Below are 26899 nucleotides of genomic sequence, written 5' to 3' on the forward strand. Positions count from 1 at the left end.
TATTCCAAAGAATTCACTACGGTTTTCTATGCTACTTGGTCCTAACATCCTGTTAACTAGAAGACAAATGTGCAAAGGATTAGCAAATAGACTTTTCTATTTTCCATCCCGCTTCACCCCCTTTACTTTAGCAACAATAAAGAGAACCACCCCTATGAAAATGGTGTATACGAATGCTGCATTACTGACAATTGAGCCAAGTAGTGTTACCTCAATTAAGTCCTGTGGAAACATACTAACGCTAAATACAATCGGTGCTACTAAAATAATAACTTTGATTTTTTTCGTATGATTAAAGATAGAGTTGAGTGAAAGTACAACAATATCTAATGCCATCGCAGTTGTATTAAAGATGGCCATAATCCAAATAATAAAAAAGACAGATTCAAACCGTTCTAAAAATCCCCCAGGTACGTCAACCCCCTTTGCTAACTCAATGGTTGGAGAAAGTAGATTAGCTGTTACCGAATGACCAAATACGCCTATACACAGAAGAAAAAGCATTAAATACAAAGCAATTGGTATACACATCCCAATTGCAGCCTTTTCAGGAACGTTTTTGGGATTGTCAACTAGTCCAATGTAAAATAAAACAATGACAAATCCAACATATGATAATAAACCTGTATGAATCCCCTTAACGTAACCTTTAAAGTCTGTTTCAAACATTGGTAATAATTGGTTTGGATCAAAAAATCCTAAATTAAATACAAAAACAACTAAGGCAATAAGGAGAATAATCGGTAAAAACAACATATTTAATCGAAATAATCCTGCCCTAGAGCCTGAAACAGCATAAACAACGACAAGAAGAAAGCAAAGTGAAATTACCTCGACAGGCGTTCGGTCAAATAAATATAGTTTTGATACATCAGCAATTCTACGGACTTCAAAAGCAGTAATTCCTAACCAAATTACAGCAAACAATAACGATATAACAACTGCCACCGGTTTTGAAAGAATGGTAGATGAAAACGTAAAGAAGGATTGATTTGGAAATCCAATAGCAAGCTTAGCCAATAACCACGTGGCAAGAACTGCAACTAACCCGGCAACGAGTATAGCAATCCACCCATCCGAGGCGGTAGTTACATTCGCCAAATCTCTAGGTAATGAAAAGATTCCAACACCAATCACCAGGGATGGAATAGCAAGCATGATTTCTCTATCACTAATTTTTTCATCACCATATTCGAAGCTCTTCATTACGTTGTATCCCCTTTATTTGCTGAAGTATTATCAGGTGGTTTTAAATAACCTGGACGCTTAGTCAACGTAGGAATTGGTGCTCGTAGCACAAGATCCTTCCAATCCTTTGGAAATGCAGGGGCAAATTGGCTAGAATAAGGAACTCCAACACTTTTAAGATTTACAATATGAATGTTAATCATAATGTAAACAAGGATAATACCATAAAGCCCTAGAAGAGCTGCTGAAACCATAAAGAAAAAGCGTACCAATCGAAAAGAAATTGCAACACTATATGCAGGGAGTGCAAAAGAAGCAATCGCAGTTAGAGCAACAACAACAACCATAACTGGACTTACGATGCCGGCTTGAACTGCGGATTCTCCAATTACCAAACCTCCAACAATACCAATTGTTTGTCCAATTGTTTTCGGCAGCCGTGCTCCTGCCTCCCGTAACAATTCCATGGTTACTGCCATTAAGAGGGCTTCCACAAATGGCGGAAAGGGTACTCCATCTCTAGTGGCTGCAATGGAAAACGCCAACTCTGAAGGAATCATTCCCTGATGGTAGGAAACGAGAGCGATATATAATGCGGGCAAAAACATGGCTATGAATGCAGCAAAGTAACGTAAAACCCTCAGTGCCGATCCAATCGTCCACCGTTCATAATAATCCTCGGGAGACTGAAATGCATTTCCAATTGTTAAAGGGGCAATCAATGCAAATGGCGTACCATCCAGTAAAATTACAGCCTTCCCCTTTGCAATGGCCGCCGCGGCTGTGTCAGGTCGTTCTGTATTAAGAAGTTGTGGAAATGGTGACAGAAAACTATCTTCAATCCATTCTTCAATGTAGCCAGATTCCGGTACATCATCCATATCAATTGATTCAAGTCTACGGTTCAACTCTTTCAAAAAATCCGGATGAATAACACCACCTAGATATGCTACAACAAGGACACGTTTCGAACGACGCCCAACATGATGCGTTTTAAAATGTAAGTTAGGATCTTGTAAGTGACGGCGAAGAAGAACCATGTTTGTTCGTATATTTTCAACAAAACCTTCACGCGGCCCACGGATTACTGCCTCTGATATTGGTTCTTCAATTGCGCGACTTTCCCATCCTTTTGTATCCATAATTAACACACGATCTATTCCATCCAGATAAAAGATCGTGCTACCATATAAAAGAGCATTCGAAATAGCGTCCAATGTTTTAGCCTTTTTGATATCACATATGGAAATGATCTCCCGATGAATTTCATCTAAGAGCTCGGTTACGTCATCAGGAAGTTGTTTTCGTTCGTTTACTATCTGTACATTTTTCAAGATATTATTATTTACCAAATTCGTATCTATCAAGCCATCAATAAAAACGACAGCACACTTATGGTTAGTACCACGAACCGTAAATTCCCTTATAACTAAATCATTGGGTTCATCCAACATTTTTTTTAGATTATCTAAGTTTTTATCGAGTTCTTTTACTAACTCTATAGAGAAATCTTCTTCCGTATTTTTTGACTTCTGTTTTTTAATCCGTTTCATTTAATTCACCTCAATGCACGGTAGGTTGCTTCCCTTCTTTTGCCCATAGTCAATGTTATTTATACAGAAATAGGTTTGACTGTATGAGATAGGAAAACGTCCTTTTAATGAGGTGGCACTTTGAATTAGATTGTGAAGAAATGCTTACATGGTCACTGTCAAAAAAACTGCCAATCCGTTAAAAGTTCCATGAATAATCATTGAAGGATAAATAGATTGTGTTTTTTCATATGTCCATGCAAAAACTAGACCAGATAAAAAAGTGTATGGCAAAGAATTGAATGTTGGAATATGAACAATCATGAAGATAAAGGAGCTAATCAACATTCCCGCTAACAATCCATATTTACTTCTAAACCAACGATAAAGAAATCCACGATAAAAAATTTCCTCATAAATTGGCGAAATTATCGCAGCTGATACAAAAGCAATGATGGTATTAATGGTGGTTAATCTAGTTTGTAAGCTATTTGTCTTGCTGTTGTTCGTTCCAATATCAAATAGCCATTCCGTGATATATGACAGCAAAATGCTACCGATAATTAGAACAATGGTCCATCCGATCATGGGACTCCAATAAGATTTTGAGAATCGATGGAAACCTACTTCATTCCAAGAAAGTTTTTTCGGTTTAATCCCAATAAAATAAACTCCAAAGGTAAAGAGGATGGACATAATAAATCCAATTAAGGTCCCGGAATATAATTCATTTTGAAAGATTTCTGTTAGATATTGCATTATCAGAAATTCAATGAAGAATGGGGTAAACACCAAAACTAGCGTCAAAAGCTGGATTAATTCCTTCCATGACCATGGACTCTGATTGAAATAAAAATCTTTACTATTCATGAATAATCACTTCCTTATTTATGCTATATTAAGTGTAATTGGTAACGTTGCGTAACCCGCAATTGTTTTTTTTGGGAGGGGAAAAGGTGAAATTTCATTCAACAGGGGAAGTTTCTAAGATGCTGAATATTTCTGTACGGACATTACGGTATTATGATCAGATTGGATTAATGAGCCCAAACAAGAAAGATGAGCATGGAAAACGGTTTTATAGTGATGAAGATTTATTAATATTAAAAAAGATAACGATACTAAAAATGCTGAACTTGTCACTAAATAATATTGGGAAAATACTTTCAAAGATTACGATGGAGAAGTTACTTTATGTCCATAGAGATTACTTACAGCAGAAGATGGAAGGGTATCATGCATCCGTTAAACATACTAACTCGCTTTTAAATAGTATTAAACTGGAAGGAGATTTAAAATGGGAGCAATTAATTCCTTTGATACAAGAAGATCAAACAAAGGGCAGTGCCGATGAAAAGTGGAATAAATACTTTGGTCTTCAAGAACAGGTGACCCTTAAGGGAAATCTCCCAAAGTTGGAACAAGATAATCCTCAAGTAAGACGATGGATTAACCTAAACAGGAGGATTGAATTATGTTTGAAAAGGGGTGATAGTCCGAAATCTGAAGAAGGTCAGATTATTGCTGAAGAAACTTTATTCTTATCTGAGGAATTATTTGAAGGTGATGAACAGCTAGGTGATAAATTTTTTGAAATACGTAAATCACCAGAAAAGTCACGAGAAATTAATCTCTATCCGGTAAAAGAAAAGGTATTGGATTTTGTAGAAGAGGCAATTCAGCTTTTTGAAGAAAATATGCACGTGAAATAACCGATAATTGTTGTTTTCAGAGAAGGAAAATTAATTAAAAATGATAAATCCAATTTTCTTAATTAAAGGGCGCGATTCTAAAATTAGAATTGCGCTTTTTATTTTTGTCTAAGATTAAATGGATATTTATGAAACAACAATAATATCATTTAATACAGTAATAATTTATTGTAATTCGATAAATATGCTGTTATAATCAATTTGAAAATGAATAGGAGAGGTGCATTTTATGAAACGAGAAACATTCTTTTTAAAGTTCGTTGTTATTCTTATGGGACTTCCTGTCCTGGCTTTGTGTATCTTTTTGTTGCCTGGGTTATCGGAATATGTGGCAGAGATCATTCCAGAATTTTCCTATCTGAAATATCTCTTTTTAATCGGTATGTATGCAACAGCGATAGTGTTTTTCTTTGCTCTGTATCAGACTTTAAAACTTTTAACCTATATTGACAAGAACAAAGCGTTCTCTGGGTTATCGGTTAATGTTTTAAAGAATATAAAATACTGCGCCATCACAATCAGTATCTTGTATGCAGCGGAATTACCAATCATCTATCAAATAGCGGATGCGGATGACGCTCCAGGTGTCATGTTAATCGGATTGGTCATTACTTTTGCTTCCATGGTGATTGCTGTGTTTGCCGCTGTTCTTCAAAAGCTATTAAAACATGCTATCGATATAAAATCAGAAAATGATTTAACGGTCTGAGGTGAATACAATGGCGATTATAATTAATATTGATGTGATGTTGGCTAAAAGGAAAATGAGCGTAACAGAACTTTCGGAGAGGGTTGGGATAACAATGGCTAACCTTTCTATATTGAAAAATGGAAAGGCAAAAGCGATTCGATTGTCAACTTTAGAGGCGATTTGTAAGGCTTTAGAATGTCAGCCTGGAGATATTTTAGAATACAAAAGTGATGAAGACACTCAAGGATAATAAGACATTTTTTATAAGTATTTGGCAGTAAGGGGGGAATTGGTAGATGGATACAGTAATTAAGAAGAATGAATGGTTGTTTATGCTCAGTTGTCTTGGGCTTGGTATACTTGCCGAAATTAGCTTTTTTCATGCCAGGATAGGAGTTTCGTATCTGGTTTTTCTCACAGGGTTCTATCTAGTGGTGTTTGTGCGGTATAAACTGGGGTTCAACCACCGGAGGATTGGCCTTTTAATAATGGGGTGTATCTGGCTCCTGGCAGCGAGTTATGTATTATATGATAATGTGCTTTTCTACCTGCTGAATATTGTGGTCATCCCGTTTCTTGTGTTGTTCCATGTGGTCTTAATTACAAGCCCTGGCAACTTGAAATGGGGCACGCCCGCATTTGTGGTCCGAATGGCGGCTAAAATCGGCCAAGGTGTCACCTACAGCAGCCAATTCAGTGGCAGAGTATTTAAGCTAGTGTCCAGAAATATGGATGAATCCACTTCTCAGACAATGAAACGGGTACTGATTGGCCTTCTTATTGGCCTCCCACTCCTTGGGATAATTACAGGTCTTTTAATGTCGGCGGATGCCGTCTTTCAGGAGATGGTACTCAGGCTGCCACAGTTTATTTTTGATTTTAACTTGGAAGGGATATTTCGGACAGTGGCTGTTCTAGTATTCACGGCTCTGTTTTTTGGAATTCTGCAGGTGTTGCGGATTAAGACACGGACACCTATTCAGGAAAAGAATGATGCGGAGAATGGTACGATCAGCTGTAATGGGGTAACTGCAGTGACAATCCTGATTCTGCTTAATGCGGTGTACGCTCTTTTTACAGCCATCCAGTTCACCTACTTTTTCAGTGATGGACTGCAGGGAGGCTATACTTACGCGGAGTATGCGAGGCGCGGGTTCTTTGAACTGATAATCGTCACGCTGATCAACTGGACGATTCTGATTTGCTGTCTGAAGCTTGTGCGCGAACAGGGGGCAAAAATGAAGTTAGTGCTTAAACTGATGTATTCTCTGTTGGTGACCGTCAGTGGAGTGATGCTGGTGTCCGCCTATCAACGGCTGAGTATGTATGAAGCTGCATACGGATTTACCATGGAACGGATTCTAGCTCATGCATTCATGATTTTTCTGATTGTGATTTTTGCCTACACACTATTCCGGGTCTGGTTTGAGCGACTTGCGCTCTTGCATTTCTATCTGATCGCAGGGCTAGTGTTCTATACAGGGCTGAATGTCATGCATATTGAACAGATAATCGTGGATGAGAATCTGGAGCGATACGAGCGGACCGACAAGATTGATATTCATTACCTCAACGCTCTTTCCTCCACGGGAGTTGAGGGATTGATTGAACTGTACAAAGTGAATCCAGATTATCCGGAGCTTGAACAGATGCTATATAACCGCCAGCAGATGATGGAGGATAATTCACTGGATCACTGGCAATCGTTTAATTTTACTAAGCGGGAGGTCCGCGAGCAATTGCTCGGTTTGGAACTAGAAAAATACTGAGGGGGGTGAGGTCGGATGTATAAAAGTAGTCCTGACCATGTGGCAATTATCATGGATGGGAATGGCAGGTGGGGTAAAAAAAGACGTCTGAGCCGAAGTGAAGGCCATTATGCGGGATCAAAGCAAATGGAGAAGATTATTGACGCAAGTATTGAACTCGGCATCAAGGTACTGACGCTGTATGCCTTTTCCTCGGAAAACTGGTCCAGACCCTCTGATGAGGTGAATTACCTGATGGGTTTACCGATAAGATTTTTTAATAAAAAGCTTCCTGAATTTATGCGAAGGAATATTCAAATCAGAATTTCCGGAAACACGGTTCCTCTTCCCGATAAAACTCGGGAAGTGCTGGCAAAGGCGGTTTCTTCTACAGAAAATAATACTGGCATCATCGTTAATTTCGCTTTCAATTATGGTGGCAGGGGCGATATTGTCCATGCCGCTAAAACACTGATTGAGGAAGTCAGGAACGGGAAGATTAGCAAGGATGATATAACTGAGGAAAGAATGCAGCAGTATTTGTACACGGGGGATTTGCCGTCACCCAACATGATTATCCGGACGGGTGGGGAGAAGAGAATAAGTAATTTCCTGCTCTGGCAGTCCGCTGAATCGGAGCTGTATTTCTCGGATGTGTTTTTTCCCGATTTCACGGGGGAGATGCTTGCCGAAGCAATTGGTCAGCAACCGGTGAATACTTATTTGAGCGGGTGAATACAAAATTGACGAAGACACTCAAGGATAATAAATGGAGCTGTCGTTGGACCTGACTATTTTGATTATCTTAAAAAGATTGCCAATTTTAGTGGTTTATTCAAAGTAGCAATAAAATAGCATACCTAAATATATTTTAAGGAATACTTTAATTGGAGGTGAATAGCGTGTCAAAGAAAAAAGCTAATCCATCAACAATTGGTTTGGGTTCATCAGAAACTGAAGGGCAAGGAACGACAAGAAGAGAAACTGGAAGAAAAAAGGCTGATTCTTCAAGAAAGAAACAAAAGCGTTCTTAATAATTATTTGAGATTAAAATGAACAAGCAGGTGGAGATAAATTCCACCTGCTTTTCTTACAGTTTTAGGAAACTACTGGTGCGTATCTGAAATAAACAGATACGCTTTTTCACTACTGTCGCCTTATAGTTACAGAATTACCGGGTTGTTTCCCTATATTTAATACTAATAATTTGTTCAGTTTCATTATTGAATTTAATATCGACAAATACACCAAATTCTTTATTGTCCTTTTTAAGCCATAGTTTAAACCTTTCTGTTGAATATTCCATTCCTTTTTCCCTGCTGATGTGAAGATAATCAATAATATCTGCGTGGGTATATTTTTCTTTTGTCTCTTTCATAGCTATTTTCCCCCACTTGGCATAGGAAGGGCCTTCTTGTTCTGAATTTGTAGTATTGTTAGGTTCAAGAGGTGTAAATTCACCAAATGAGAATAAACAAAATAGCAACTGAATGGATATTAATATTTTCATACCTTAAAACCTTCTTTTTTATATTAGTCTTTTCTTGTTTGTGAAGGTTATGCGCCAAATTTTTCTTCAACTTTTGGTGCAAGAGTGAGAAGTGGTATAATACCAATTAAACAATTATTGAGGGGTAGAAAAAAATATGGATATATCTATTCGAAATGCCGAGCAAAACGATTACGATTTTTTGTTGCCTTTATTTAAGCAGGTTCATGAATTCCACGTTTTTGTAAGACCAGATTTGTACAAAGAGAATTCCACTCCAGTCGAGCAAGAGTTCTTTGAAAGCCAGTTGATTGATGGCAAACAACACATTTTTGTTGCTACCATAGACAATGATATAGTCGGTGTTGTAGTGGCAAAGGAAGAAGAAACAAGTGAAAATTCTTTTGTTAAAGCGAGGAAAGTATTAGTTATAAACAGTTTATGCGTTGCTGAAAAGCATAGAAAGAAAGGTATCGGAAAAAAACTAACTAAATACGTTTTTGATTTTGGGAGGAGCCTCAGAGTTGATAGTATTGAATTGGGAGTATCTGAGGAAAATACATCTGCCATTGAATTTTATAGGTCAATTGGGATGACAACAAAGGGTAGAAAAATGGAGATTATATTGAACTAACTGGCTAGAGTTGAACAAGGCAATCATCAATTTGATTGTCTTTTCTTTATGAAAATCATTTGGAATATTATGTTAAAATAAATTAAAAAGATCTTGAGCTAACTAATCAGGATAGTGGAAGAAGATTTAAAGTAGGAGAGATAATGATGATAATTATATTGGTAACTTTAATGATAGGATTATACTTAGTCACACTTGGGGTTTGGGAACTCAGAGAAGGAACTAACAGAAAAAAGTACATTACATATATGACTATTGGATTATTATTAATTTTTGTTTTCCCAAGATTATTCGATTCGTTTTAAAGTAATTAGTGCTTTCCTTGCATAAGTAATAATTTAAAATACGTACTTACAAAGGAGAATGCAGTTGCCTATTATTAAGCACAAACAATTTATACAAGCACCTATGGAAGTATGCTTTGACCTTACAAGAAACGTAAATGTACATACTAAAACCACTGCTAAAACGAAGGAACAAGCTGTGGGAGGGGTTACGCAGGGGTTGTTAAAAGAGGGCGATACAGTTACTTGGGAAGCCACTCACTTTGGTATTAAACAAAGGTTAACAGCTAAAGTGACTCATATGGAAAAGCCTACTGAGTTTGTTGATATTATGGTAAAAGGAGCCTTCAGTTTTTTCACTCATACACATCAATTTATAGAAGAAAAAGGTGGAACCTTAATGATTGATACATTTGAGTATAAGTCACCTTTGGGTCCAATCGGAGTAATTGCCGACAAATTGTTTTTGGAAAAATATATGACAGCGTTTATAATTACCCGTGCAAAAGAACTAAAAAGGATTGCTGAAAAAATCAAATAGCTGCTTATTCAACAAACTGGTGCGAGAGTTTAACAAGCATTTGTTACTTAAGATCCTTTTACTTATTGTATTTGTATTAATGGGTCAGTAGAGTTGAAGAAGAAAAAGGGTTATATGAGTATAAAATGACTATGGATTGGACTATGAAAGGGAGGTGGTAATTTGGAAAAGGAAAATGTTATTGAGTTCCTTTTTAATGGAAAAAGATTTAGAGGAATGAAGAATGTGCTATTAATTTTATTTTGGGTGATAGCCATTTTTTTAGATAACCTCCTTCCTGAGTCTGAGTCTTCTCTAATATTTAAAGTTTTATTTGTACCTGTAATGTCAGTTTTATTTATTTTATCTTTAGTAAAAATAAAGTGGTATGACAAGAAAAAGAATATCAAGACAGGTGTAAAAGAATGGATAACTTCTTTTATTATGGTTTGTTTAATTATCGCTTGTTTCTATGTCTGATTTTGTTAAGTTAACTGGTGCATTACTTCAACAAGAGTTATTCAACTATTGCAGCAGGATCGTTAAACAAAAGGGGAGGAGAAACAGAATGAAAATGTTGCGTAAAATAAATGTGATTATGGCAATTTCAATTATTTGTATTGTCATCTATTATTTTTTAATTGACTGGAATGAATTTTTTTGGATTATATTTACTCCGTTTTTGACCTTATTTACCTTTTTACGTGGTTTAGAATATGTTATCGAAGACAAAATGAAGTCAGGTTATTTCTATTTTGTTATATCATTCGTTATGTTTTTACTTGTAATAAAAAAGTATATTAGCAACTTTTCTTAACTATTCCTTGTTAAACTAACTGATGCTTTATTTTATAAAGCTAGGCACTTCTTGTTCAACACACGAGGCAGGATTAAGGAAGGAGCAATTTTGAATTCTATTATAGGAGAGTTTTTCAATGAGGGAATACATTCAATATAGATATAAAAGTTACTTGTCACTAGCATTAGGAATAGGTATTGGAACTCTAGCTGCATTTCTTTTTTCTGATATGAATGACGATTACGTGTTTTTTAAATGGATGGTACTAGGATGTTTAATAGCTGAAATATTACACCTTGTTAGTTGGTTTCGTAATAAAAAAAAGGATAGCAATTAGAATTAGGTTTCACCTTTTACAGAGTTTCAATAATTAAGTATTTCGTGTAAAAGTTTACCTAAAGTAAAAGGTGCGATTGTTCAATTAGAGCAGTCGCTTTTTCACTAACGACGCAGAAGAGTTTAATAATGGAATAATATTAAAGGTAATAAGGGGGAATTGGGTGAAGTTTGTAGCGTTTTTTATTGGTCTACTTATTTTGTTGTTCGTGGTAGAAAAAGTAACAAATAAGATACTTGGGGTTGAAAGGAAAAAAGTTTCGGAAACATCTGGTAAAAATTTAGACTTTTGGGGTAGAGGTATTATCCTTGTAATCTTTTTAAGCACACTATGGTTTGTGATTACTAATAATTCAGACATTCTAACAAAGTTTTATTGGATGACCTATTTAGCATTATTAATAGGATTCCAGGTAATTATGGAATTTATTTTTATAAAGGAATCAAAGCAGTATATCAGCACAACTTTATTACTAATATTGTGTCTTGTTGTTATGTACAATATAGATAATTTTCCCTTTTTGGATTTGATATTGTGACATAGTGTACTTAAAGTAACTGGTGCAAGACCTTAACACGAGGGTTGCAAATCTAAGGTGACCTTTTTCTTTACCCTCTGATTCAGAAAATTGCGTTTGCAATTTTAATAATATACTAACATGGATCCAATAGTCAAAATCGATAAATATGTGATGATGCTAATCAATAAAGGATATACCGTAATTTTTGAGAATGGAGTTGCATTCATGAATAGGGTAGTAATTATGACAGTCGGTAAAACCCATAGCGGGAAATCATCATTCGCGAAAGCTTTAGAAAAAGAGATACCCAACTCAGTTGTGATTGATCAAGATAACCATGCTGAATTTCTCCACACTTATTACCAAACATTAGTACCAAAACATGGACCTAATACAGCCAAGTACGCTCTCACACAATCCATTATTGATTATGCAGTTAATGAGACCAATTGCCACCTCATTATTTGCAACTCAAATCGCAATCGAAAAGGCCGGTTGAAACTGCTCGAACATTATCATAACAAAGGATTCACCAGCATCCTGGTGAATTTTGATATTCCTGACCATGTGCTTAAAGAGCGAATTAAGAAAAGTAAGCGTAGTACAACTATATTAAGAACTGCTTCAACTTTTGAGGAAGTACATACTCGGCAGCAGGATGAGACTAATATAAACGATGTGATTGCGCCAGTAGAAGGTGAAGCGAACCATTTATTTGTGATCAAAAATGGAGATGGTGTCCAGTCTATTATCCGAAAAGTTGCTGATATTTCTAATAGATGATGAGTGCTAAAATAGTTAAGCAAATGGGTGAAATTCTTCAATAAACGAGGAATACCAATTTGGTATAGAAAATGAATATGATGTTGTTGAGAAATGGCTAATCCTTTTTAAAATTAGCCATTGTTTGTGTATAGGGTCTATTAATACCTCTGGTGCAATTTCTTTAAGAATTTGCACTTTTTTATATTGACAATAAATACCATTAACTATAAAATGAAGTTAACTTCACATGAAACAAACTTCACGTGAAGCAAACTTCATTTTTATTTAGGATGATGAATAGATGAAAAACCATATTAAAAGTTATAGGAACGAAGCGAATATAACACAACAGCAATTGGCGGATTTAGTTTCTATTTCCTCAAGAACTATCATTTCATTAGAAAAGGGGCGGTATAATCCTTCTGTACTTTTAGCCTACAAAATTGCAAGGGTTTTTAAAGTTAGTATTGAAGAATTATTTATTTTTGAAGAGGATGATGAAAATGAACAATAATAATTTACGTAATTTGATTATGACAATACTGTTAGCTGTGATTGGAATTCTTGTATTCATTATTAGTGTAATAGAAAGCGAAAAATTACCATTTGGTGTTGGTGCATTAGGTATTGCATTAGCTGGAATTTCCATAGAAGTTTATTTGAAAAGTAAGAATGATACAAAGAACGAAAAAGGGGAGAAAAGAAATGAAATTGAAAAATACGATGAGCGTAACGTATTGATAAATGCAAAGTCCGGAGAAACAGTGAATTTTGTAATGGATGTTGCTATCTTTATCGCCTTTTGCCTTGCGATTTATCTAAATATATCTATAGTAGGACAAACTCTAATCTTTTCCTTACTTGTAATAAGAATGATCATACGTCCTATTGTAAAAAGATATTATGAAAAACAAATTTAACGAATTAATCGTTTAAATGTAGAGCTTGCAGGAGACTATGTCAGGTTTAGAAAATAGGTAAACAACTCGTTGCCTCGTTTTTTATCGTGAAGACAAAAAGGTAGGTTATTTTAATGGGACAAATGATAAAAGAAGTTGTTTCTACGTTTCAGAGAGGAAAAACTGATGTGTTCAAACAAATTGTTGATTATTATTTTGAGAGCGTGTTTCAGATTTGCTTTTTTATAACGGGGAACACAAAAACTGCTGAAATATTAGCTGAGAAGACATTTATATACGCTTATTCTAATATACATTCTTATCATTCTTTACAAAAGTATTCCGTATGGTTGTATCAAGTGAGTATTAAGTTAGCTATAAGTCACTTCGATTTTAATAGTCCCGATAATGACTACTCCAAAGTCACCACGGACCGATTCACATTTGAGCTAACTGATATGCATAGAATCTTAATGAATTTGGCATTGGAAGAAAGGATTACGCTTGTTTTAAAACATAGGGAAGAGTTGTCAATAAAAGAAATAAGTGAAGTATTAGACACTACGGAGGCATTTATTAGAAGCACAATTTGGCAGGGAAGAGAGAAGCTCCGGAGTGTTCAACTGAGGAATTGTTTATAAAAATAACAAGTGAATTAACAAATAACATTGCTTGGGTTTCCCCAAGCGTTTGTTATTTACACAATATAAATTGATTAAATTGTTCTACTGTTTCAAAGTAATATTTAGATTCCAATTTCATTTGTTCCTTGATTTCGGAAATACTGTGAGACCATCCAGCAGCTGCAAAATCTACATTACAACTTCTCGCCATCTCCAATCCAGGCTTTAGGTCATCCAACATTAGTGCTTCAGTTTCTTGAAGTTTAAAGCGATTTAAAATCTCTTTAATTGGATAAGGGTTTGGTTTTCTCTTCTGTTCTGGAAGTTACCATCCAAAGATTGCGTCTGGCACAAATCCACAATGAATAGAATAATCTCTTTCAATTCGGTTCCTCTCAGAATGAGAAACAACCGTTACAATTCCACCTTGTTTTTTAAATTCTTGAATAGTCTCTACAAACAGTTCATAGAAGTCAGGTACAGTTGATTCGGTATAATTTTTCCATACCACTTGCTGATGTCTTTGTTCTTCCTCTGTGAATTTAATGATGTCTTTACATAAAGAAGAAAATCCTGGATTGAAACAGTATCTAACAAAATCTTCAAAGGTAATAGATTTATCATGTGGTCGCAAGTCTTTAAGAGCCTCCACAAATGATGGATAGTGTATATCTGGTGTGCTTTTTACTGCTGTATCATCGTGGTCTAAGATTAAACATTTATATTTTAAAGCCATAGTAACCTCCTATAAAACTGTAATATCTTAATCTCTCTTTCCTTATGCAGATTGACTTCCCCAATTAAATATTAACCTTTAAGTTTTATTCCTTAAAGGTTTTTCTAGTTAGATCGATAAAGGCGTCTAAAGGTGGTGTCATCCATTTATCTTTGTGCCAGGCAATTTGAATGAAAATGGGGGATGTGAAGTTTCCCCATGCCAACTTCTTCATTCGTCCCTTACCAATATCTGATTCTACTTGAATAACAGGATGAATAAAAGTTTTACAATAATAAACAGTATGGTCGTACTGTTTATTTTAATTTTTTCTCTTCATTGATCGGAAAAATCTGTGAAGGAGATTTTTCGGAGAACGAAAAAAAGGAGCATAATCGCTCCTTATTGGTTTTTTAGTATGCGTTTAAAGTCTTTTATTTCACTTTCGTGATTAACAGAACGAACTGCTAAAGTATCAATTACCCTTTGTTGGTCTTCTAAAGTATCTTTTACTTCATCAAATCTTTCATCGATGTGTTTAGCAACTTCTTCGATATATGGACCAAAACGATTAATTGTGCTTTCTTTCAGTTGTTCTTGTCCATCTTTAAGTTCATTCATGTCTTTATCCAAGTTATCAAAGCGTTTTTCAAAATCATGCATTCCTTGATTTACGTTTTGAAGTTCGCTGAGTATTTGCTTCAAAGTTTCTTCCATTAGTATCACTCCGATTTCATTTCTATATTATAACTCGTTTATGTCACAGAAGAAATGTTTAAATCTTTTTCTTTGCAAATTGTGTTGCATAAGAAACAGAATTTGCACCTCTTCAACCGATTCTTTTTTGGAAGAAAATTTGTTCCACTATATGGCCCCAAATCCAGGAAGGGGAATGCTCCAAATCAATTTTTCCATATATCGTCTAACCCTTCCTTTTTGCAATTCCTGTACGGTCAGTTGCTCCTGGTGGTTGCTCCATCCACCCATGTTCAATCATAATATTAGCACCGTCCTCTACATATAGTGCATTATTCGCTAGAAGCCGAGCATACATTGCACCAATATCACGCCTTCCGTTAAGTGATGAAGCATTGGCATACGATCTAATTTTCATGGAAAACATGTCTATTTTATGCCATAACATTAATTTATCCGAGAAAGGAGAAAAAGTAGAAGTGCTTATTTGGTCGTCCAATAATGGAGGAGATGGTAAATTATCTTTATTTAGTTGTTGTGAACAGGCCTTTATATGTTTATTAGTAAGTTCCTTACCTCTTAAAAAATACTTTTGCACTTTATTAGTTTTAGCCACTTGACTAAAACCAATTAATAACCCCTTACTTGTTACATTGTTTTCAATATTATCATAAAGATGTGCAATCTCTAGTGCATGAGGAGGTCTATTATCTCCAAAAAAACCACTTAGATAATCTTGTTTATTTATAAAATCAACTTTTTCTGGTGTTGGAATTTGTGGGGGCTTCATATTAAATCCTTTTACCATTAATAAATCATTAACTTCATTTATTAAATCCACTGTTAAGTTAAAAGTATCGATAAAGAAATCTCTTATGTCTTTTCTTGTCATTAAAGGGATTGCTATTGAATAAATACTCATCCCTGCTTTACTCGTATATTTCAAGTAATGAAGATAAAATTCATCTGAAAATAACCTTGGAGCACCTAAGTTCACATCCTCATCCGTAAACCCAATTGGTAAAGGAAAGTTTTCTTGAATAAATATTTCTTTAATATTTTTCACAATCTTCTCACTTAAATGTAGAGCCTTTTCTACAACTATTTTAATATCTTGGTTATTTACATGTTGAAGATAATAACTAAGAACACATTCCGCCATTGTGTTGCCCGTATAAGTTACCCATAATTTTCCATTTCAGCAGAAGTTAATCTAGTGTGATCGTGATTATATTCCATTGTACGACCTCCAATATTATCATATATTCTAGGGATAATATGCGCAGTATTGGAAAATATATGTGGCTGAGATAACTGTAAAGCATGTTCTGAAATTGGATGAGCATTTTCAACGGTCTCCAAAAAATGCTTTAGCAAGCATATTTGGCGGAATAAAATAACTTTTAAAAAAATTCAGGGTGATCCAATTAACCTGATGAAATTTAATGTTAAAATAAAAATGTGTTATTAAGCTATAGAGAGCAGTTATTTCATATTGTACTAACGAGAGCAGGATTGTGAACAAGATGAAGAAACAAAAAATACAAAGGGGGAGTAGATATGATTGGTTTGCTTAATCTTGACAGCCTTATACTTGGACTAATTGCTTGGATACTTCCTGTTGTTAATCTTATGCGATATGAAAAGCATAACCATAGGAATTGGGTCGCTCTTTCCATTATGAGTATCAGTGCTTGTGCTATTTCGCTATGTTTCCAGATTTTCTATAACTATCATCTGGTAAAGATTGAGGATTGGTCTGCTCTTATGGACACAACAGGTGCCGTGGGGCTCGTCGCAGCAGTTCTTCTCATTGTTACCATCCTATTAAATGCAATTACTCTGATTGTATATCGTGACAGAACAGCAATGTAGGATGTCAAATTCCAGTTTGTATTATTGAATGATCGGAAAATTGAAGAGGGGTGTTACTTGATGACAGATAGTAGAATGAATCCTAAGGTTGATGAATATTTAAGTAAATCTAAAAAGTGGAAGGAAGAATATGAACAGTTAAGAAATATTGTTCTTGACTGTGAGCTGACCGAAGAATTTAAGTGGGGTAAACCTTGTTACACGTTTGAGAATAAAAACATTGTTTTAATACATGGATTTAAAGAATATTGTGCGCTTCTGTTTCACAAAGGTGCCTTGTTACAGGATGCCCATGGGATTCTAATCCAGCAAACGGAGAATGTACAGGCGGCGCGCCAGATCAGGTTCACCAATGTTCAAGAAATAGTTGAAATGGAAACTATCCTGAAAGACTATATTTATAAAGCCATTGAAGTTGAAAAAGCTGGTTTGGAAGTGAAGAAAAACACAGAATTCATAATTCCTGAAGAACTTCAAAATAAATTCAATGAAACCCCTGCCTTGAAAACTGCTTTTGAAGCATTGACGCCGGGACGACAAAGAGCATACATTCTTTATTTCTCTAAAGCCAAACAATCCAAAACGCGAGAGTCAAGGGTTGAAAAATGGATGCAGCAGATTCTCGATGGAAAGGGATTAAATGATTAGTATATTCGATGAAAAATAAATTAATATGCTTGGGGCTTTGATAGGCTTTGGAATTTGGAGAATAAAAGGTCGTACAGAAATTACTTAAATAGTTTTTATTTACCTTTGAGTAACGGGTGAAAATTAAAGAAGGAAATTTGAACTAGTGAGGTGTTCAAATGAATGATGAAAGAGAAACTCCTGAAAGAAGAAGAGAAAAAATGAGACAAGAAGAACTAAAAAGAAACCCTGCCGGAAGTGTTCACGGTGGAGGACTTTCAGATTTGGTTGGGAGTTTAGGGCGGAAAGGTACTGGAATACTTATTCTTGTAATAATAGTAGGCTTTTTAATTGCCTCATTTTTCTTCAGGTGACAGGTTCAAAAATTGAAGATGTCGAGCGGACCTTAATCAAAGGTTCTATTTTTTTAAAGAAAATAAATGGAATTTTATGCTAAAGTAAACATAGTCAGTTATTGATAATTCCTATTTAAATTTTTGTAATTGATAAAGGTAGAAAAGTTTAGGAGGAATTACTATGGAAAAGAAAACAAAGAAAAAGGAAGCAAGTTTTGGCGGAATCGTTTTAGGAGTTGTGGTTGGAATGGCAATCTTTGAAGGAATAAAGGAATTGATTCAAAATTTATTTTGAATGTGAACTTATGTACTTAAAGTAATAGCTTCATTACTGGAACATCGACAAAGTTCCTTCCATATTCAAGTATCAGAGCATAATAGTTGAGTAAGAAAAAGGAGGTGAGGTAAATCGTGTATAATGTAATACCGCAACGGCTGTCAATTTTTATTACTATTTTTATCGTCATATTATGGAATGTGTTAGTAGATTATTATGGAGGATCTTTGTCTTTATTCTTATTACTTTTACTATTAGCTGTTGGATTAGCCTCTCTTCGATTTAAGTTTAAAATACACGATGACCATTTAGTATATCAAATATTATTATTCAATAAATCTATTATAAAAAAGGAAATTTATCCTGACCAAATAAATCAACTAAAATTTGTACGAGTCGGCTGGTCTAAAAAAGCTGCCATTATAAAAGTAAATAAAGGAATCAACATTAGATTAGCTATGCTTGAAACCCCAAAAGCGTATGAACATTTAATAGAGTTTGCAGAGAAACGCGATATAACGATTTTTAAAACAAAGGACTATTTAATTTTGGAAAGAATGAAATAAAATTGTTATTCAATGAATGGGAACGATTGTTCAATTGCTTTTCAATATTGTTTGGAGGGATTATTTGAAGAAATACCTTGTAGCGATTGATAATTATTTCGAAAACGTTGATAAAAAGAGTGACAATGTTTTTACTTATATTGCAATTTTTTCGATAATGATTGCACTTGAATTTTTAGATAAGTCTTCTGTTTATAACCTTATTCTAATACCAGTTATTCTTGTAATAAGGATTGGATGGGATTTCACCAATCCCAAATCCAAAGTTCAAAATAGGTACAGACAAACATTAAGCATCACTCTAAACTTAACTATATTGTTTGCTATTATATGGTTTGTTATCAGAATGTTATTGCCTCACCCATTCGGCATTCTTTATTAGATGTCCTTCAGGAGATGCAATAAATAAATTTCTTGTTTAACTTTAAGAGTGCGGTCTGATTATCTTTCAACAATCGGGCCATTATATTGAAAAAAAGTAGTTTGGTTAAAAAATATTAACCTCAATATATTTACGTTAACATTTAACCGGAAAACTATTTACTTTTTTGGGTGGTGAGAGATTGTCTAATAAAACAAGGTTTATAATTTCGATAATCGCAGCTATTTTACTAGTAACCAATTGTGTTATTTCTTTTAACAATCACTATGATTTAAAGTGGTTATGGCTTGTTGTAGCTTTATCCAGTGTATTTAATTGTTTTTATTTTTATAAAAGGAAGCGGAATCAAATTAATTAGTCTCATTAAATATACATATGTGGAAATGAAATTCTATTGCTTTAAATCACTAAATTGATCTTCATTAAACTGGCGCGTTCATTGAACAAGACTTTTTATGATTTAGGACTTGATAAATTTTAAAACTACAATAAGACCACACATATTAGATTAAGTAGTTTCGTTACTGTGGAGAAAAAATAAAAAAACAGTACAATTAATTACACTAAAAAGGACTATAATTAGCACCACGAATAACAGTATAAATAGCAACCAAAAACGCTTGGACATTTTAATGTCTAAGTGTTTCGTATTTTTATATTGTTTTGTTCAACTCAACTAATGCACCAGTTAGCACAAGAGATTTTTGCCCAATTAAGCTATTTTTTATATATTCTAAATGTAAAAACCAATCATTGCTGAAATCACACCTACTATAATTGATGTAACAACGTATATGGTAGCTAATTTAATTTTGTTTGATTGTATTAGAGTAATTGTTTCGTTCCCAAAGGTTGAGAAAGTTGTAAATGCACCACAAAAACCTACACCTCCAAAAAGCCATAACAATTCGCTGATATGGTTTGAAAGGTGAAGCTGAATAATTAACCCAAGTAAAAATGAACCTGTGATATTTATTATCCAAGTCCCCATTGGAAAAGGATATACTTTTTGAGTCCCTTTACTAATCAAGTTACCTACTATAAATCTAGCTGCGGCTCCTAAAGAACCACCTATTCCTATAACCCAAATCATATTGCATCGCCTGCTCTTTCTTTTGATAAAGCTAATTTGCGACCTAAGTATGCCAGCACTAACCCTAACACTGTGGTAGCCAACACATAGAGTATTCCCATTAACAAAAGACCCTTCTGAAATAAGTTAAGGGCCACCACCGAAAAGGTTGAGAAAGTCGTAAAGGAACCGATAAATCCTGTTCCAATTAGTAGGGTAAACTCAGGACTTATTTTTTCCTTTTGGCTGACGAATGTAAGAAACCACCCTAGAATAAAACATCCAATGAGGTTGATTAAAAAGGTACCCAAAGGAAATCCATTGTTTGTATGTATCCATTCACCCAAAGCAAACCTAGATATAGCCCCAAAAAAACCACCAATCATCACTAATAATAAATTCATTCAAATCACCTCTCTGTTTAACATTTGAAAATAAAAAGACTCCTGCCAAAAGACATAGGTATCCCTTTATCTTTGGCAGGAGTCATCAGCCTCATACAGGCAGTTATGGTAAACTCCATCACCTATTCGCTTAGTAATTATAGGCTAAATTATTGATAATTGTTTGGAATCTGTAAACTATAATTCAATCTATCTTATTGTACTAAACTGCTTCGTCGTTGACAATATCTTTTGTCAGTAAGAGAGTTTGGTTGCGATTTCGTATGTTAATTCATATGTTAAAATCCAATAACCTTTGTTATATAAGGAAAAATGGAATTGTCATACCAATTTTGGGATAAAAGATATTGCTCCAAAAGTAGATTTATATGCGTACCGTGTATTAGGTGCTTATGGTAGAGGTTGCTACTTCATGGGTAATCGCTGGGATGTATATTATCAACCTATCACTTGGAAGCATAAATAACACACAAATAGCCGCAGACGCTTTCGCAATCAATAATGCCATGCTTTCAGGTGTTGTTTCGGTTGTCGCAACAGGGAATAGCGGTCCTAAAAGGAGTACAATTCGCACGCCAACAACTGCATCAATGGCAATTTTGTTGGGAATTCAACAAACCCTGAAACACTGCGGGCGGCAGATTTATGTATGAAGGCAGGGGCATTTGAGAAAACATCAAATGTAGACTTTATGTCATGGACATTTGACAAGGATCCAACACAACAACTTGATGTAATGGCAATTCCTGGAGGGGAATTAGATATGTAACAAGGATTATTTGTAGTGATTGTAGAATTTAATAGAAAATGGGAGGTGGTAAGAATGAAGGTTAAACGAATTGTTGCGAATGTGGAAACACAGGATATTACCAAAGCAAGGTACTTCTACGAGGAAGTACTTGGACTTGATCAATTAATGAATCTGGAATTTATTGCAACCTATGGCTCGCATGAGAAAATGGACACTCAAATTAGTTTCCTTTCAGAAGGTGGATCTGGGACACCGGTACCTGATTTGTCAATTGAAGTTGATGATCTAGATAATGCACTAGCTCGCATAAAAGATGCAGGAATTCCAATTGAGTATGGACCAGCCAATGAGCCATGGGGTGTGCGGCGTTTTTACGTTAGAGATCCGTTCGGGAAACTTGTCAATATTTTAATCCATTTATAAATGAATGAGTTGAGGGGGCATTTCATGATCTTACCCAATAGGGTGTGTTTGCCTAATAGATATAAAAGGATCATCCATGTTAGACAGAACTAATATGGATGATCCTTTATTTCAAGGAAAGAAAGTATAAAACTTTGGCGTTTATCTGTCTGGCGCAAGCGCCCTAGCCCGCCAGAGGTTTTAAGTCAAATCTCTTTGTGATAAAAATCATTACTAAGAGATTCGTCTTAAACTTGCCGGGGCTGACCAAGGCGCTTGCGCTTTTCTTTTTTGTTCACGCAAAATAATTATCAAAACTGCGCAATTTAAATAATAAATTGATATTTAAAAACGATACGGATACATTCAAAACATTGACTTAGCAATGTTTTCCTTTTAAGATAGCGTTATACATTAAAGGAATGGCTGACGAGGACTATTTAGTAGGAAAGGGAGTAGACCGATAAGCGATACACAGGCTTACCAGGCATTAGTCAAGGCAGGAAAGATGATTGATCGCGATGATATAGGGACTCATACCATGTGGAAGACATTTGGTTACTTTCATTATAAACGACATAAAGACGTAGCGACGCTGCAACAAATATTTTCTCATTCAACACCAGCCATAACATTGAAAGGGGTATACTCAGTGGAAGCAAAGTTAGAAAGAAAATACGCAGGTCAATTACTAGAAGGACCATTATGGGATGAGGAACGAAATCGGTTATTATGTGTAGATATTCTAAACAATAAGCTGATCAATTATGACCCTTCCAGTCAAGCCTTACATGATATTGAATTTCCTTCTAACGTTACAAGTGTTGTAAAAGTAAAAGATTCGAGGCTCCTCCTATCAACAAGGAATCAGTTAATTTTATTTGATAAATCAAACGAAGCATCTAAAGAGATTATTTCATTAGCTGATCTTGGAAAGACGATGCGCTTTAATGATGGAAAATGTGACCCGTTCAATCGTTTTTGGGTGGGTACCATGAGCGAAGATGGAGCTAGAGGAAAGGCGAATCTATATGTTGTCTATGAGAACGGAGAAATGAAAAAAGCAAAAGATGGTTTAAGCATCTCTAATGGGCTTGCATGGAATCAAGCAGCTGATACGATGTTCATCATTGACACCCCTACGAATCAAATTATGTCATATCCATTTTCTAAAGAGACAACAGAACTTAAAGAGGAACGAGTCGTCATTGATTTAAATGATATTGAAGGATCTCCTGATGGAATGACCATCGATGTCAACGACCGATTATGGGTAGCACTTTGGGGAGGTTCTCGAGTCATTTGTGTTGATCCCAATTTGGGTAAAATCGTTGAATCAATTACTTTGCCTGTTTCAAACGTTACAAGTTGTGCATTTGGAGGGGCTAACATGCAAACACTCTATATTACAACAGCGCGTGAAGGGGTAGAGAGCGATAAGCTTAAAATGGAACCATTGGCCGGGTCATTATTCTCATGCCAGGTGGGAGTACAAGGACTAACTTCTATCCCGTACGTATACTGATTTAATCAATAGTGTCTGGGGTAGTACTAGCTTTCGTACGGCCAGGGGGTAAGTAGTATCTTCTTTAAAGGAAATTAAAATAGTTCTTCAACTATATGGCCACTGGTTTTATAAGGTTAACGAGTTCATCCGGTTAGCCTTTAATTTCATTCTTCAACTAACTGCCGCACATGTACCCTTTAGTAAGATAAGATTATTGAATATTTGCTATGTTTTTCTTTTCACCATTTTATCTGCTTGCCAAAAGGAATATAGCGGTGAATATGTAGAGTGGGGAGGGAAAGCCAATATTAATACTCCTGAATTATCATAATTATTGATATATAGCATAATATTGGTATAATTATATATAGGAGAAATACGGAAGGTGGAACTGGTTTGCCAACATACTTGTAATGGTTTAGTAACTAAATAGTACATTTCTTTTTTGAACATTAGTTCAATGACGGGAGAAGTGTGCCTATTTTTAGCCATTACAGGGAACGCAGGATAGTCAGTTGTTTTACTTCCAGCGGGATACCTGTAAGGTATTCCGTTTTTTTAATTGGAAATCTTTCTCCATTCAACCGTTTTTTGCGTTCCTCTGGATAAATAGGAGGAACTGGTGTATGAGTTTTAATAATTTATTCACTTATGAGATCATTGCTCAGGAAACACCTTATATAAAACGAAATTGTAGTAAATGTAAAACGAACAGAGAATTTTATTGTAGTGAGAAATTCAGAGTAAATGCGAATCAGAAAATAGTTGATATTTGGCTAATTTATAACTGTATACATTGTGAGGGAACTTGGAATTACCCTATTTTATCGAGAGTAAATATTAATAAAATTGACTCTATGCTAATTCAAAAGTTTATGAATAATGATAAAGAGACAATTTGGTACTATGCTTTTCAAATCAACAAATTAAGAAAACTATGTAATGATGTAAATACAGATATACGATACGAGTTAAGAAAAGAAAAGCTCGATTCACTATTTAACGACGTTACCATTAAACTTTGCTGTAAATATGATTTTGGTCTTAGAATAGATAAACTAATAGCAGAAATCTTTGGCATTTCAAGGTCAAAAGTAAATAAATTGTCTCAGAATGGAACTATTTTATTAAATCCAAACATTAATATGAAGAGCAAAGTTATAGATGATTTACAAATTACAGTCATAGGTGATTGGTACAAAGTTGAAGGTTGACATAATAGTCCAATATCATTGTTATTAGAGCAATCGGGCCCTATCTGGAATAAGAATCGGCGTCTTATCTTGCGGAAATGGCCATGATTGTGGAGTAAGGAAGGTAATTAGATGGTTCATCTTGAAATTGTAAGTTATGCCAGAACAACACGACTGCAAATGAATTATGACCAAAGGGATTATCTATTAAAGGGATTAAATTGGAGGGAATAGAAAATGGATGTAAAGACACTTTTGTTACAACAATGGGCAAGCTGCTTAGATGAAGAAGACTGGTTTCCACCACTTGAAAAAGTGCTAGAGGATATTACTTTTGAACAGGCAATTTGGAAACCAGCTGATGGGGCAATGAATTCCATTTGGGAATTAGTTTGTCATTTACGTTTCTATGAAAAGAGATTTTTGCTGCGATTTCTTGGTGAAACAGCGAATGAACCACAGGCAGAAAATAATGAATCTACATTTCGATTACCAACTGAGACGTTAGAAAATTGGGAGGAAACAAAACAAGAATACTTTTATGTTCATCGTGAACTTGGAAAAATACTAGCAAAATCAGAACATGAAGATTTGTATAGACAGATCCTAGGAGAAGATAATTCATTAGTGCTTGAACTGAAGAGTTTAGCATTGCATGACGCATATCATATTGGGCAAATTGTATTCCTTAGTAAAATGCAGGGAGCTTGGCCAGAGAAACGCAGCTTTTAAAAAGTTTTATTAGCTTTACAGTTATTCCATTATAGGGCGCGCTTGTTTTACAAGGCGTCCTTTTGAATAGGGCCATATAGTTGAAGAAGATGGTTACATGGAATTCCCTTTTTATAGTCGAGACTATGTTAACTAGATCCGAATAGAACAATGATCAGTAAGTAAAACTATCTTTTTCCGATCAAGGTAGTGCACTTTTCCTTTGGGGATTTCTATAATTATTAATATCAGAAATATATTACTTAGTATACTATCGGAGGGAATTTAGTAGCGTATTGGTTCAGCAACCTGGATAGTTTTAAAAAAATAACAGGTCGCTCTTGAAGTATGAGAAGTTGTTCTAAAAGAGCCTTTGCTTTGTTCAAGTAACGGGTGGCTTCAGAAGTATCATATCCAATAAACGAGGGCTTTTTTAGAACGTAAGCTTATTACAACAATAGAGCGATACACCCTCCCGGAACAACTAGAAAATTACATAACAGTGGATTCGTCATGTGATAAATACTACATCAAGGGCATTGTGAGTGGATTAGTTGAAATTGAAAAACCAGAAAAGTCATAGAAACCTATGACTTTTCTGATCAGGAGCTATATGATGTAAACAGCCTGAATGTTTGAGGTTTAAAACCTTACCTCTAAAATCAAAAACGGGTGTAGTATCAGCAAAGTAGTATTAGTAATCCTTCTTTACGAAAGAAACGCCTACAATAATTAACAATATAAACAGGACAACGATTAATGCAAAATTGTTGTCTTTCTTGTGAAAATCACCTTGATAATCACTCATTTAAAATCCCTCCCTCCCAATATAGCTACTATTAAATTATGCGGCAAGGTTAAGATTGTTTGGACAAAAATATACGTTAACATAGGCCAAACTATGTGAATATCCTAAGAGTGTAAAAGAAGGAGGGATTTTTTAAGTGAAAAACAACATTCCAATGAATCCTGATCAAGTTCAGGAAGATCACCGCCCTATGGGAGACGATGTAAAACAACAGTGTCAAATATATATGAATTACCATGTTATAGCGCAAATGAACGACGGGTCACAATTTGATGGTATTATCGAAGGTATGGATGAGGACAGCGTTACTATGTTAGTTCCTGAAGAGATTGATGAAGAACAAGGAAACAGGCAATTTGGCTATGGATATGATGATTATGACTACGACTACGATGATTACGGACGTCCTCGTAGAAGAAGATTTCGTCGTTTCCGTCGACGCCGTTTCCCATTCCGTTTGTTTAGAAGATTATTCCGTTATCCTTATTATCCTTGGTATGGATACTAGTGAGAGTCACCTTAATAATGATTATAAAAGTTTTTGTTAGAATCTTTTTTCGGTTGGGGTACCGCCAACATTTATTTTGTACGCTACGCGAATTTCATCCTAAAAAAGCTGATTTTCTTACAGGAAATCGGCTTTTTTTATTTTACCGAACTATGCACTCGTTAGATTAGTGGGATCCAGAAAATCTACATATTTTATTGAAATATTGGATAATAGGGTCAATTGTATGACGTTGAGGAAAGAGCAAGTGTAGGCAGTGAATTCTTCAAGAATCGGGCGCTTTTCTGTAATAACGAAATCGTCCTAGT

Annotated in this window: 39 protein-coding genes, 2 pseudogenes and 1 riboswitch; of the genes and pseudogenes, 28 read left to right on the forward strand and 13 right to left on the reverse strand. The window is 35.0% G+C overall.

The annotated features are described in order from the left end of the window. Positions 1-96: 96 nt before the first annotated feature. From LG329_RS16155 to LG329_RS16165, 3 genes are all read right to left on the reverse strand, one after another. On the reverse strand, positions 97-1206 hold the full coding sequence (locus tag LG329_RS16155; protein WP_404451852.1) for an endospore germination permease: 1110 nt from the start codon (positions 1204-1206) through the stop codon (positions 97-99). Next, positions 1206-2741, reverse strand: coding sequence for a spore germination protein (locus tag LG329_RS16160; RefSeq protein WP_404451854.1), 1536 nt, complete (start codon positions 2739-2741; stop codon positions 1206-1208). The genes LG329_RS16155 and LG329_RS16160 overlap by 1 nt, the downstream gene beginning before the upstream one ends. Positions 2742-2885: 144 nt before the next feature. Beyond that, positions 2886-3590, reverse strand: a complete 705-nt coding sequence (locus LG329_RS16165) for a lysostaphin resistance A-like protein (protein ID WP_404451856.1) — start codon at positions 3588-3590, stop codon at positions 2886-2888. 86 nt (positions 3591-3676) lie between these two features. Here LG329_RS16165 and LG329_RS16170 point away from each other — a divergent pair, with 86 nt between their 5' ends. The 6 genes from LG329_RS16170 to LG329_RS16195 all read left to right on the forward strand — a co-directional run bounded on the left by LG329_RS16170 (position 3677) and on the right by LG329_RS16195 (position 7905). Further along, entirely contained in the window at positions 3677-4432 is a 756-nt protein-coding gene (locus LG329_RS16170) for a MerR family transcriptional regulator (RefSeq protein ID WP_404451857.1), read from the forward strand. Positions 4433-4661: 229 nt separating this feature from the next. Next, the gene (locus LG329_RS16175) at positions 4662-5141 is read left to right on the forward strand and encodes a DUF2975 domain-containing protein (protein WP_404451858.1); all 480 of its coding nucleotides are present in this window, start codon (positions 4662-4664) and stop codon (positions 5139-5141) included. Positions 5142-5151: 10 nt separating this feature from the next. Then, entirely contained in the window at positions 5152-5373 is a 222-nt protein-coding gene (locus LG329_RS16180) for a helix-turn-helix transcriptional regulator (RefSeq protein ID WP_018392595.1), read from the forward strand. Positions 5374-5419: 46 nt separating this feature from the next. Then, positions 5420-6892: a DUF4153 domain-containing protein gene (locus LG329_RS16185; protein ID WP_404451859.1), complete on the forward strand. Its 1473-nt coding sequence runs from the start codon at positions 5420-5422 to the stop codon at positions 6890-6892. A 15-nt stretch (positions 6893-6907) separates the two neighbouring features. Beyond that, positions 6908-7606: an isoprenyl transferase gene (locus LG329_RS16190; RefSeq protein ID WP_404451860.1), complete on the forward strand. Its 699-nt coding sequence runs from the start codon at positions 6908-6910 to the stop codon at positions 7604-7606. A 167-nt stretch (positions 7607-7773) separates the two neighbouring features. Next, positions 7774-7905: a YuzL family protein gene (locus LG329_RS16195; protein ID WP_404451861.1), complete on the forward strand. Its 132-nt coding sequence runs from the start codon at positions 7774-7776 to the stop codon at positions 7903-7905. Between the two features lie 137 nt (positions 7906-8042). Here LG329_RS16195 and LG329_RS16200 read toward each other — a convergent pair whose 3' ends face one another. Beyond that, positions 8043-8381 (reverse strand): DUF3889 domain-containing protein, encoded by a 339-nt coding sequence (locus tag LG329_RS16200; RefSeq protein WP_404451862.1) that lies wholly within the window; start codon positions 8379-8381, stop codon positions 8043-8045. A gap of 136 nt (positions 8382-8517) precedes the next feature. Between LG329_RS16200 and LG329_RS16205 the strand changes: the two genes are divergently transcribed. From LG329_RS16205 to LG329_RS16255, 11 genes are all read left to right on the forward strand, one after another. Then, on the forward strand, positions 8518-8994 hold the full coding sequence (locus LG329_RS16205; RefSeq protein WP_404451863.1) for a GNAT family N-acetyltransferase: 477 nt from the start codon (positions 8518-8520) through the stop codon (positions 8992-8994). Between the two features lie 146 nt (positions 8995-9140). Then, entirely contained in the window at positions 9141-9299 is a 159-nt protein-coding gene (locus tag LG329_RS16210) for a hypothetical protein (RefSeq protein ID WP_404451864.1), read from the forward strand. 64 nt (positions 9300-9363) lie between these two features. Beyond that, the gene (locus LG329_RS16215; protein WP_404451865.1) at positions 9364-9819 is read left to right on the forward strand and encodes a cell division protein; all 456 of its coding nucleotides are present in this window, start codon (positions 9364-9366) and stop codon (positions 9817-9819) included. Between the two features lie 162 nt (positions 9820-9981). Beyond that, a complete protein-coding gene (locus LG329_RS16220) occupies positions 9982-10278 on the forward strand; it encodes a hypothetical protein (RefSeq protein WP_404451866.1) in 297 nt (98 codons plus the stop codon). Between the two features lie 88 nt (positions 10279-10366). Further along, positions 10367-10615, forward strand: a complete 249-nt coding sequence (locus tag LG329_RS16225; protein WP_404451867.1) for a hypothetical protein — start codon at positions 10367-10369, stop codon at positions 10613-10615. Between the two features lie 118 nt (positions 10616-10733). Further along, complete coding sequence (locus LG329_RS16230; protein ID WP_404451869.1) at positions 10734-10934, forward strand: hypothetical protein; 201 nt, start codon at positions 10734-10736, stop codon at positions 10932-10934. 163 nt (positions 10935-11097) lie between these two features. Next, positions 11098-11472, forward strand: coding sequence for a DUF4181 domain-containing protein (locus LG329_RS16235; RefSeq protein WP_404451870.1), 375 nt, complete (start codon positions 11098-11100; stop codon positions 11470-11472). A 207-nt stretch (positions 11473-11679) separates the two neighbouring features. After that, positions 11680-12237, forward strand: coding sequence for an AAA family ATPase (locus LG329_RS16240; protein ID WP_404451871.1), 558 nt, complete (start codon positions 11680-11682; stop codon positions 12235-12237). Between the two features lie 283 nt (positions 12238-12520). Continuing rightward, positions 12521-12733 (forward strand): helix-turn-helix transcriptional regulator, encoded by a 213-nt coding sequence (locus LG329_RS16245; RefSeq protein ID WP_404451872.1) that lies wholly within the window; start codon positions 12521-12523, stop codon positions 12731-12733. After that, positions 12723-13139 carry a hypothetical protein gene (locus LG329_RS16250; protein WP_404451873.1) on the forward strand — a complete coding sequence of 139 codons (417 nt, stop codon included), beginning with the start codon at positions 12723-12725 and terminating at the stop codon, positions 13137-13139. Before LG329_RS16245 ends, LG329_RS16250 begins: the two co-directional genes overlap by 11 nt. Positions 13140-13252: 113 nt before the next feature. After that, entirely contained in the window at positions 13253-13759 is a 507-nt protein-coding gene (locus tag LG329_RS16255; RefSeq protein WP_404451874.1) for a sigma factor-like helix-turn-helix DNA-binding protein, read from the forward strand. Positions 13760-13811: 52 nt separating this feature from the next. On the opposite strand, the gene LG329_RS16260 is transcribed toward LG329_RS16255, so the two are convergent. From LG329_RS16260 to LG329_RS16285, 6 genes and pseudogenes are all read right to left on the reverse strand, one after another. Next, positions 13812-13979 carry a hypothetical protein gene (locus LG329_RS16260; protein ID WP_404451876.1) on the reverse strand — a complete coding sequence of 56 codons (168 nt, stop codon included), beginning with the start codon at positions 13977-13979 and terminating at the stop codon, positions 13812-13814. Next, positions 13980-14030, reverse strand: a pseudogene (locus tag LG329_RS16265) (hypothetical protein); the annotation flags it as partial. It lies immediately after the preceding gene. A 36-nt stretch (positions 14031-14066) separates the two neighbouring features. Continuing rightward, a complete protein-coding gene (locus LG329_RS16270) occupies positions 14067-14477 on the reverse strand; it encodes a hypothetical protein (RefSeq protein WP_404451877.1) in 411 nt (136 codons plus the stop codon). Between the two features lie 85 nt (positions 14478-14562). Continuing rightward, positions 14563-14730, reverse strand: a pseudogene (locus LG329_RS16275) (LysR family transcriptional regulator); the annotation flags it as partial. A 128-nt stretch (positions 14731-14858) separates the two neighbouring features. Further along, the gene (locus LG329_RS16280; RefSeq protein WP_404451878.1) at positions 14859-15173 is read right to left on the reverse strand and encodes a hypothetical protein; all 315 of its coding nucleotides are present in this window, start codon (positions 15171-15173) and stop codon (positions 14859-14861) included. A gap of 205 nt (positions 15174-15378) precedes the next feature. Next, positions 15379-16314, reverse strand: coding sequence for a DUF3231 family protein (locus LG329_RS16285; protein WP_404451879.1), 936 nt, complete (start codon positions 16312-16314; stop codon positions 15379-15381). A gap of 398 nt (positions 16315-16712) precedes the next feature. Between LG329_RS16285 and LG329_RS16290 the strand changes: the two genes are divergently transcribed. The 5 genes from LG329_RS16290 to LG329_RS16310 all read left to right on the forward strand — a co-directional run bounded on the left by LG329_RS16290 (position 16713) and on the right by LG329_RS16310 (position 19593). Beyond that, entirely contained in the window at positions 16713-17027 is a 315-nt protein-coding gene (locus LG329_RS16290) for a hypothetical protein (RefSeq protein ID WP_404451880.1), read from the forward strand. Between the two features lie 60 nt (positions 17028-17087). Next, complete coding sequence (locus tag LG329_RS16295; RefSeq protein WP_404451881.1) at positions 17088-17675, forward strand: YdeI family protein; 588 nt, start codon at positions 17088-17090, stop codon at positions 17673-17675. Between the two features lie 158 nt (positions 17676-17833). Beyond that, on the forward strand, positions 17834-18028 hold the full coding sequence (locus tag LG329_RS16300) for a DUF6366 family protein (RefSeq protein ID WP_404451882.1): 195 nt from the start codon (positions 17834-17836) through the stop codon (positions 18026-18028). A gap of 393 nt (positions 18029-18421) precedes the next feature. Beyond that, positions 18422-18853, forward strand: coding sequence for a hypothetical protein (locus LG329_RS16305; RefSeq protein WP_404451883.1), 432 nt, complete (start codon positions 18422-18424; stop codon positions 18851-18853). Between the two features lie 563 nt (positions 18854-19416). Then, a complete protein-coding gene (locus LG329_RS16310; protein WP_404451884.1) occupies positions 19417-19593 on the forward strand; it encodes a hypothetical protein in 177 nt (58 codons plus the stop codon). 375 nt (positions 19594-19968) lie between these two features. On the opposite strand, the gene crcB (LG329_RS16315) is transcribed toward LG329_RS16310, so the two are convergent. Both crcB (LG329_RS16315) and crcB (LG329_RS16320) read right to left on the reverse strand, forming a co-directional pair. Beyond that, positions 19969-20328 (reverse strand): fluoride efflux transporter CrcB, encoded by a 360-nt coding sequence (gene crcB, locus LG329_RS16315; protein ID WP_404451886.1) that lies wholly within the window; start codon positions 20326-20328, stop codon positions 19969-19971. Next, positions 20325-20711 (reverse strand): fluoride efflux transporter CrcB, encoded by a 387-nt coding sequence (crcB, locus tag LG329_RS16320; RefSeq protein ID WP_404451887.1) that lies wholly within the window; start codon positions 20709-20711, stop codon positions 20325-20327. The genes crcB (LG329_RS16315) and crcB (LG329_RS16320) overlap by 4 nt, the downstream gene beginning before the upstream one ends. A 69-nt stretch (positions 20712-20780) precedes the next feature. Further along, positions 20781-20843, reverse strand: a riboswitch (Fluoride riboswitch). Positions 20844-21103: 260 nt separating this feature from the next. Between crcB (LG329_RS16320) and LG329_RS16325 the strand changes: the two genes are divergently transcribed. The 5 genes from LG329_RS16325 to LG329_RS16345 all read left to right on the forward strand — a co-directional run bounded on the left by LG329_RS16325 (position 21104) and on the right by LG329_RS16345 (position 25296). Further along, the gene (locus LG329_RS16325) at positions 21104-21364 is read left to right on the forward strand and encodes a S8 family serine peptidase (protein WP_404451888.1); all 261 of its coding nucleotides are present in this window, start codon (positions 21104-21106) and stop codon (positions 21362-21364) included. A 170-nt stretch (positions 21365-21534) separates the two neighbouring features. Then, positions 21535-21885, forward strand: coding sequence for a VOC family protein (locus tag LG329_RS16330; protein WP_404451889.1), 351 nt, complete (start codon positions 21535-21537; stop codon positions 21883-21885). 631 nt (positions 21886-22516) lie between these two features. Continuing rightward, a complete protein-coding gene (locus LG329_RS16335; protein ID WP_404451890.1) occupies positions 22517-23389 on the forward strand; it encodes an SMP-30/gluconolactonase/LRE family protein in 873 nt (290 codons plus the stop codon). A 608-nt stretch (positions 23390-23997) separates the two neighbouring features. Continuing rightward, positions 23998-24585, forward strand: a complete 588-nt coding sequence (locus LG329_RS16340; protein ID WP_404451891.1) for a DUF1062 domain-containing protein — start codon at positions 23998-24000, stop codon at positions 24583-24585. Positions 24586-24801: 216 nt separating this feature from the next. Next, positions 24802-25296, forward strand: coding sequence for a DinB family protein (locus LG329_RS16345; RefSeq protein WP_404451892.1), 495 nt, complete (start codon positions 24802-24804; stop codon positions 25294-25296). A gap of 673 nt (positions 25297-25969) precedes the next feature. On the opposite strand, the gene LG329_RS16350 is transcribed toward LG329_RS16345, so the two are convergent. Beyond that, entirely contained in the window at positions 25970-26083 is a 114-nt protein-coding gene (locus LG329_RS16350) for a YjcZ family sporulation protein (RefSeq protein WP_404451893.1), read from the reverse strand. A gap of 136 nt (positions 26084-26219) precedes the next feature. On the opposite strand from LG329_RS16350, the gene LG329_RS16355 reads away from it, so the two are divergent. Next, on the forward strand, positions 26220-26591 hold the full coding sequence (locus LG329_RS16355; protein WP_404451894.1) for a hypothetical protein: 372 nt from the start codon (positions 26220-26222) through the stop codon (positions 26589-26591). Positions 26592-26899 lie beyond the last annotated feature (308 nt).

Origin of the sequence: Virgibacillus necropolis, from assembly GCF_044793635.1 — a bacterium.
Lineage (GTDB): Bacteria > Bacillota > Bacilli > Bacillales > Amphibacillaceae > Virgibacillus_F > Virgibacillus_F necropolis_A.

Coding starts and splice junctions, on each gene's coding strand:
- LG329_RS16160 (WP_404451854.1), bottom strand. CDS start 2,741: ATGAAACGGATTAAAAAACAGAAGTCAAAAAATACGGAAGAAGATTTC.
- LG329_RS16285 (WP_404451879.1), bottom strand. CDS start 16,314: ATGGCGGAATGTGTTCTTAGTTATTATCTTCAACATGTAAATAACCAA.
- LG329_RS16345 (WP_404451892.1), top strand. CDS start 24,802: ATGGATGTAAAGACACTTTTGTTACAACAATGGGCAAGCTGCTTAGAT.
- LG329_RS16200 (WP_404451862.1), bottom strand. CDS start 8,381: ATGAAAATATTAATATCCATTCAGTTGCTATTTTGTTTATTCTCATTT.
- LG329_RS16155 (WP_404451852.1), bottom strand. CDS start 1,206: ATGAAGAGCTTCGAATATGGTGATGAAAAAATTAGTGATAGAGAAATC.
- LG329_RS16165 (WP_404451856.1), bottom strand. CDS start 3,590: ATGAATAGTAAAGATTTTTATTTCAATCAGAGTCCATGGTCATGGAAG.
- LG329_RS16185 (WP_404451859.1), top strand. CDS start 5,420: ATGGATACAGTAATTAAGAAGAATGAATGGTTGTTTATGCTCAGTTGT.
- LG329_RS16340 (WP_404451891.1), top strand. CDS start 23,998: ATGAGTTTTAATAATTTATTCACTTATGAGATCATTGCTCAGGAAACA.
- LG329_RS16225 (WP_404451867.1), top strand. CDS start 10,367: ATGAAAATGTTGCGTAAAATAAATGTGATTATGGCAATTTCAATTATT.
- LG329_RS16290 (WP_404451880.1), top strand. CDS start 16,713: ATGATTGGTTTGCTTAATCTTGACAGCCTTATACTTGGACTAATTGCT.
- LG329_RS16350 (WP_404451893.1), bottom strand. CDS start 26,083: ATGAGTGATTATCAAGGTGATTTTCACAAGAAAGACAACAATTTTGCA.
- LG329_RS16255 (WP_404451874.1), top strand. CDS start 13,253: ATGGGACAAATGATAAAAGAAGTTGTTTCTACGTTTCAGAGAGGAAAA.
- LG329_RS16280 (WP_404451878.1), bottom strand. CDS start 15,173: ATGGAAGAAACTTTGAAGCAAATACTCAGCGAACTTCAAAACGTAAAT.
- crcB (WP_404451887.1), bottom strand. CDS start 20,711: ATGAATTTATTATTAGTGATGATTGGTGGTTTTTTTGGGGCTATATCT.
- LG329_RS16330 (WP_404451889.1), top strand. CDS start 21,535: ATGAAGGTTAAACGAATTGTTGCGAATGTGGAAACACAGGATATTACC.
- LG329_RS16300 (WP_404451882.1), top strand. CDS start 17,834: ATGAATGATGAAAGAGAAACTCCTGAAAGAAGAAGAGAAAAAATGAGA.
- LG329_RS16190 (WP_404451860.1), top strand. CDS start 6,908: ATGTATAAAAGTAGTCCTGACCATGTGGCAATTATCATGGATGGGAAT.
- LG329_RS16270 (WP_404451877.1), bottom strand. CDS start 14,477: ATGGCTTTAAAATATAAATGTTTAATCTTAGACCACGATGATACAGCA.
- LG329_RS16210 (WP_404451864.1), top strand. CDS start 9,141: ATGATAATTATATTGGTAACTTTAATGATAGGATTATACTTAGTCACA.
- LG329_RS16250 (WP_404451873.1), top strand. CDS start 12,723: ATGAACAATAATAATTTACGTAATTTGATTATGACAATACTGTTAGCT.
- LG329_RS16245 (WP_404451872.1), top strand. CDS start 12,521: ATGAAAAACCATATTAAAAGTTATAGGAACGAAGCGAATATAACACAA.
- crcB (WP_404451886.1), bottom strand. CDS start 20,328: ATGATTTGGGTTATAGGAATAGGTGGTTCTTTAGGAGCCGCAGCTAGA.
- LG329_RS16205 (WP_404451863.1), top strand. CDS start 8,518: ATGGATATATCTATTCGAAATGCCGAGCAAAACGATTACGATTTTTTG.
- LG329_RS16175 (WP_404451858.1), top strand. CDS start 4,662: ATGAAACGAGAAACATTCTTTTTAAAGTTCGTTGTTATTCTTATGGGA.
- LG329_RS16240 (WP_404451871.1), top strand. CDS start 11,680: ATGAATAGGGTAGTAATTATGACAGTCGGTAAAACCCATAGCGGGAAA.
- LG329_RS16180 (WP_018392595.1), top strand. CDS start 5,152: ATGGCGATTATAATTAATATTGATGTGATGTTGGCTAAAAGGAAAATG.
- LG329_RS16295 (WP_404451881.1), top strand. CDS start 17,088: ATGACAGATAGTAGAATGAATCCTAAGGTTGATGAATATTTAAGTAAA.
- LG329_RS16230 (WP_404451869.1), top strand. CDS start 10,734: ATGAGGGAATACATTCAATATAGATATAAAAGTTACTTGTCACTAGCA.
- LG329_RS16325 (WP_404451888.1), top strand. CDS start 21,104: ATGGTAGAGGTTGCTACTTCATGGGTAATCGCTGGGATGTATATTATC.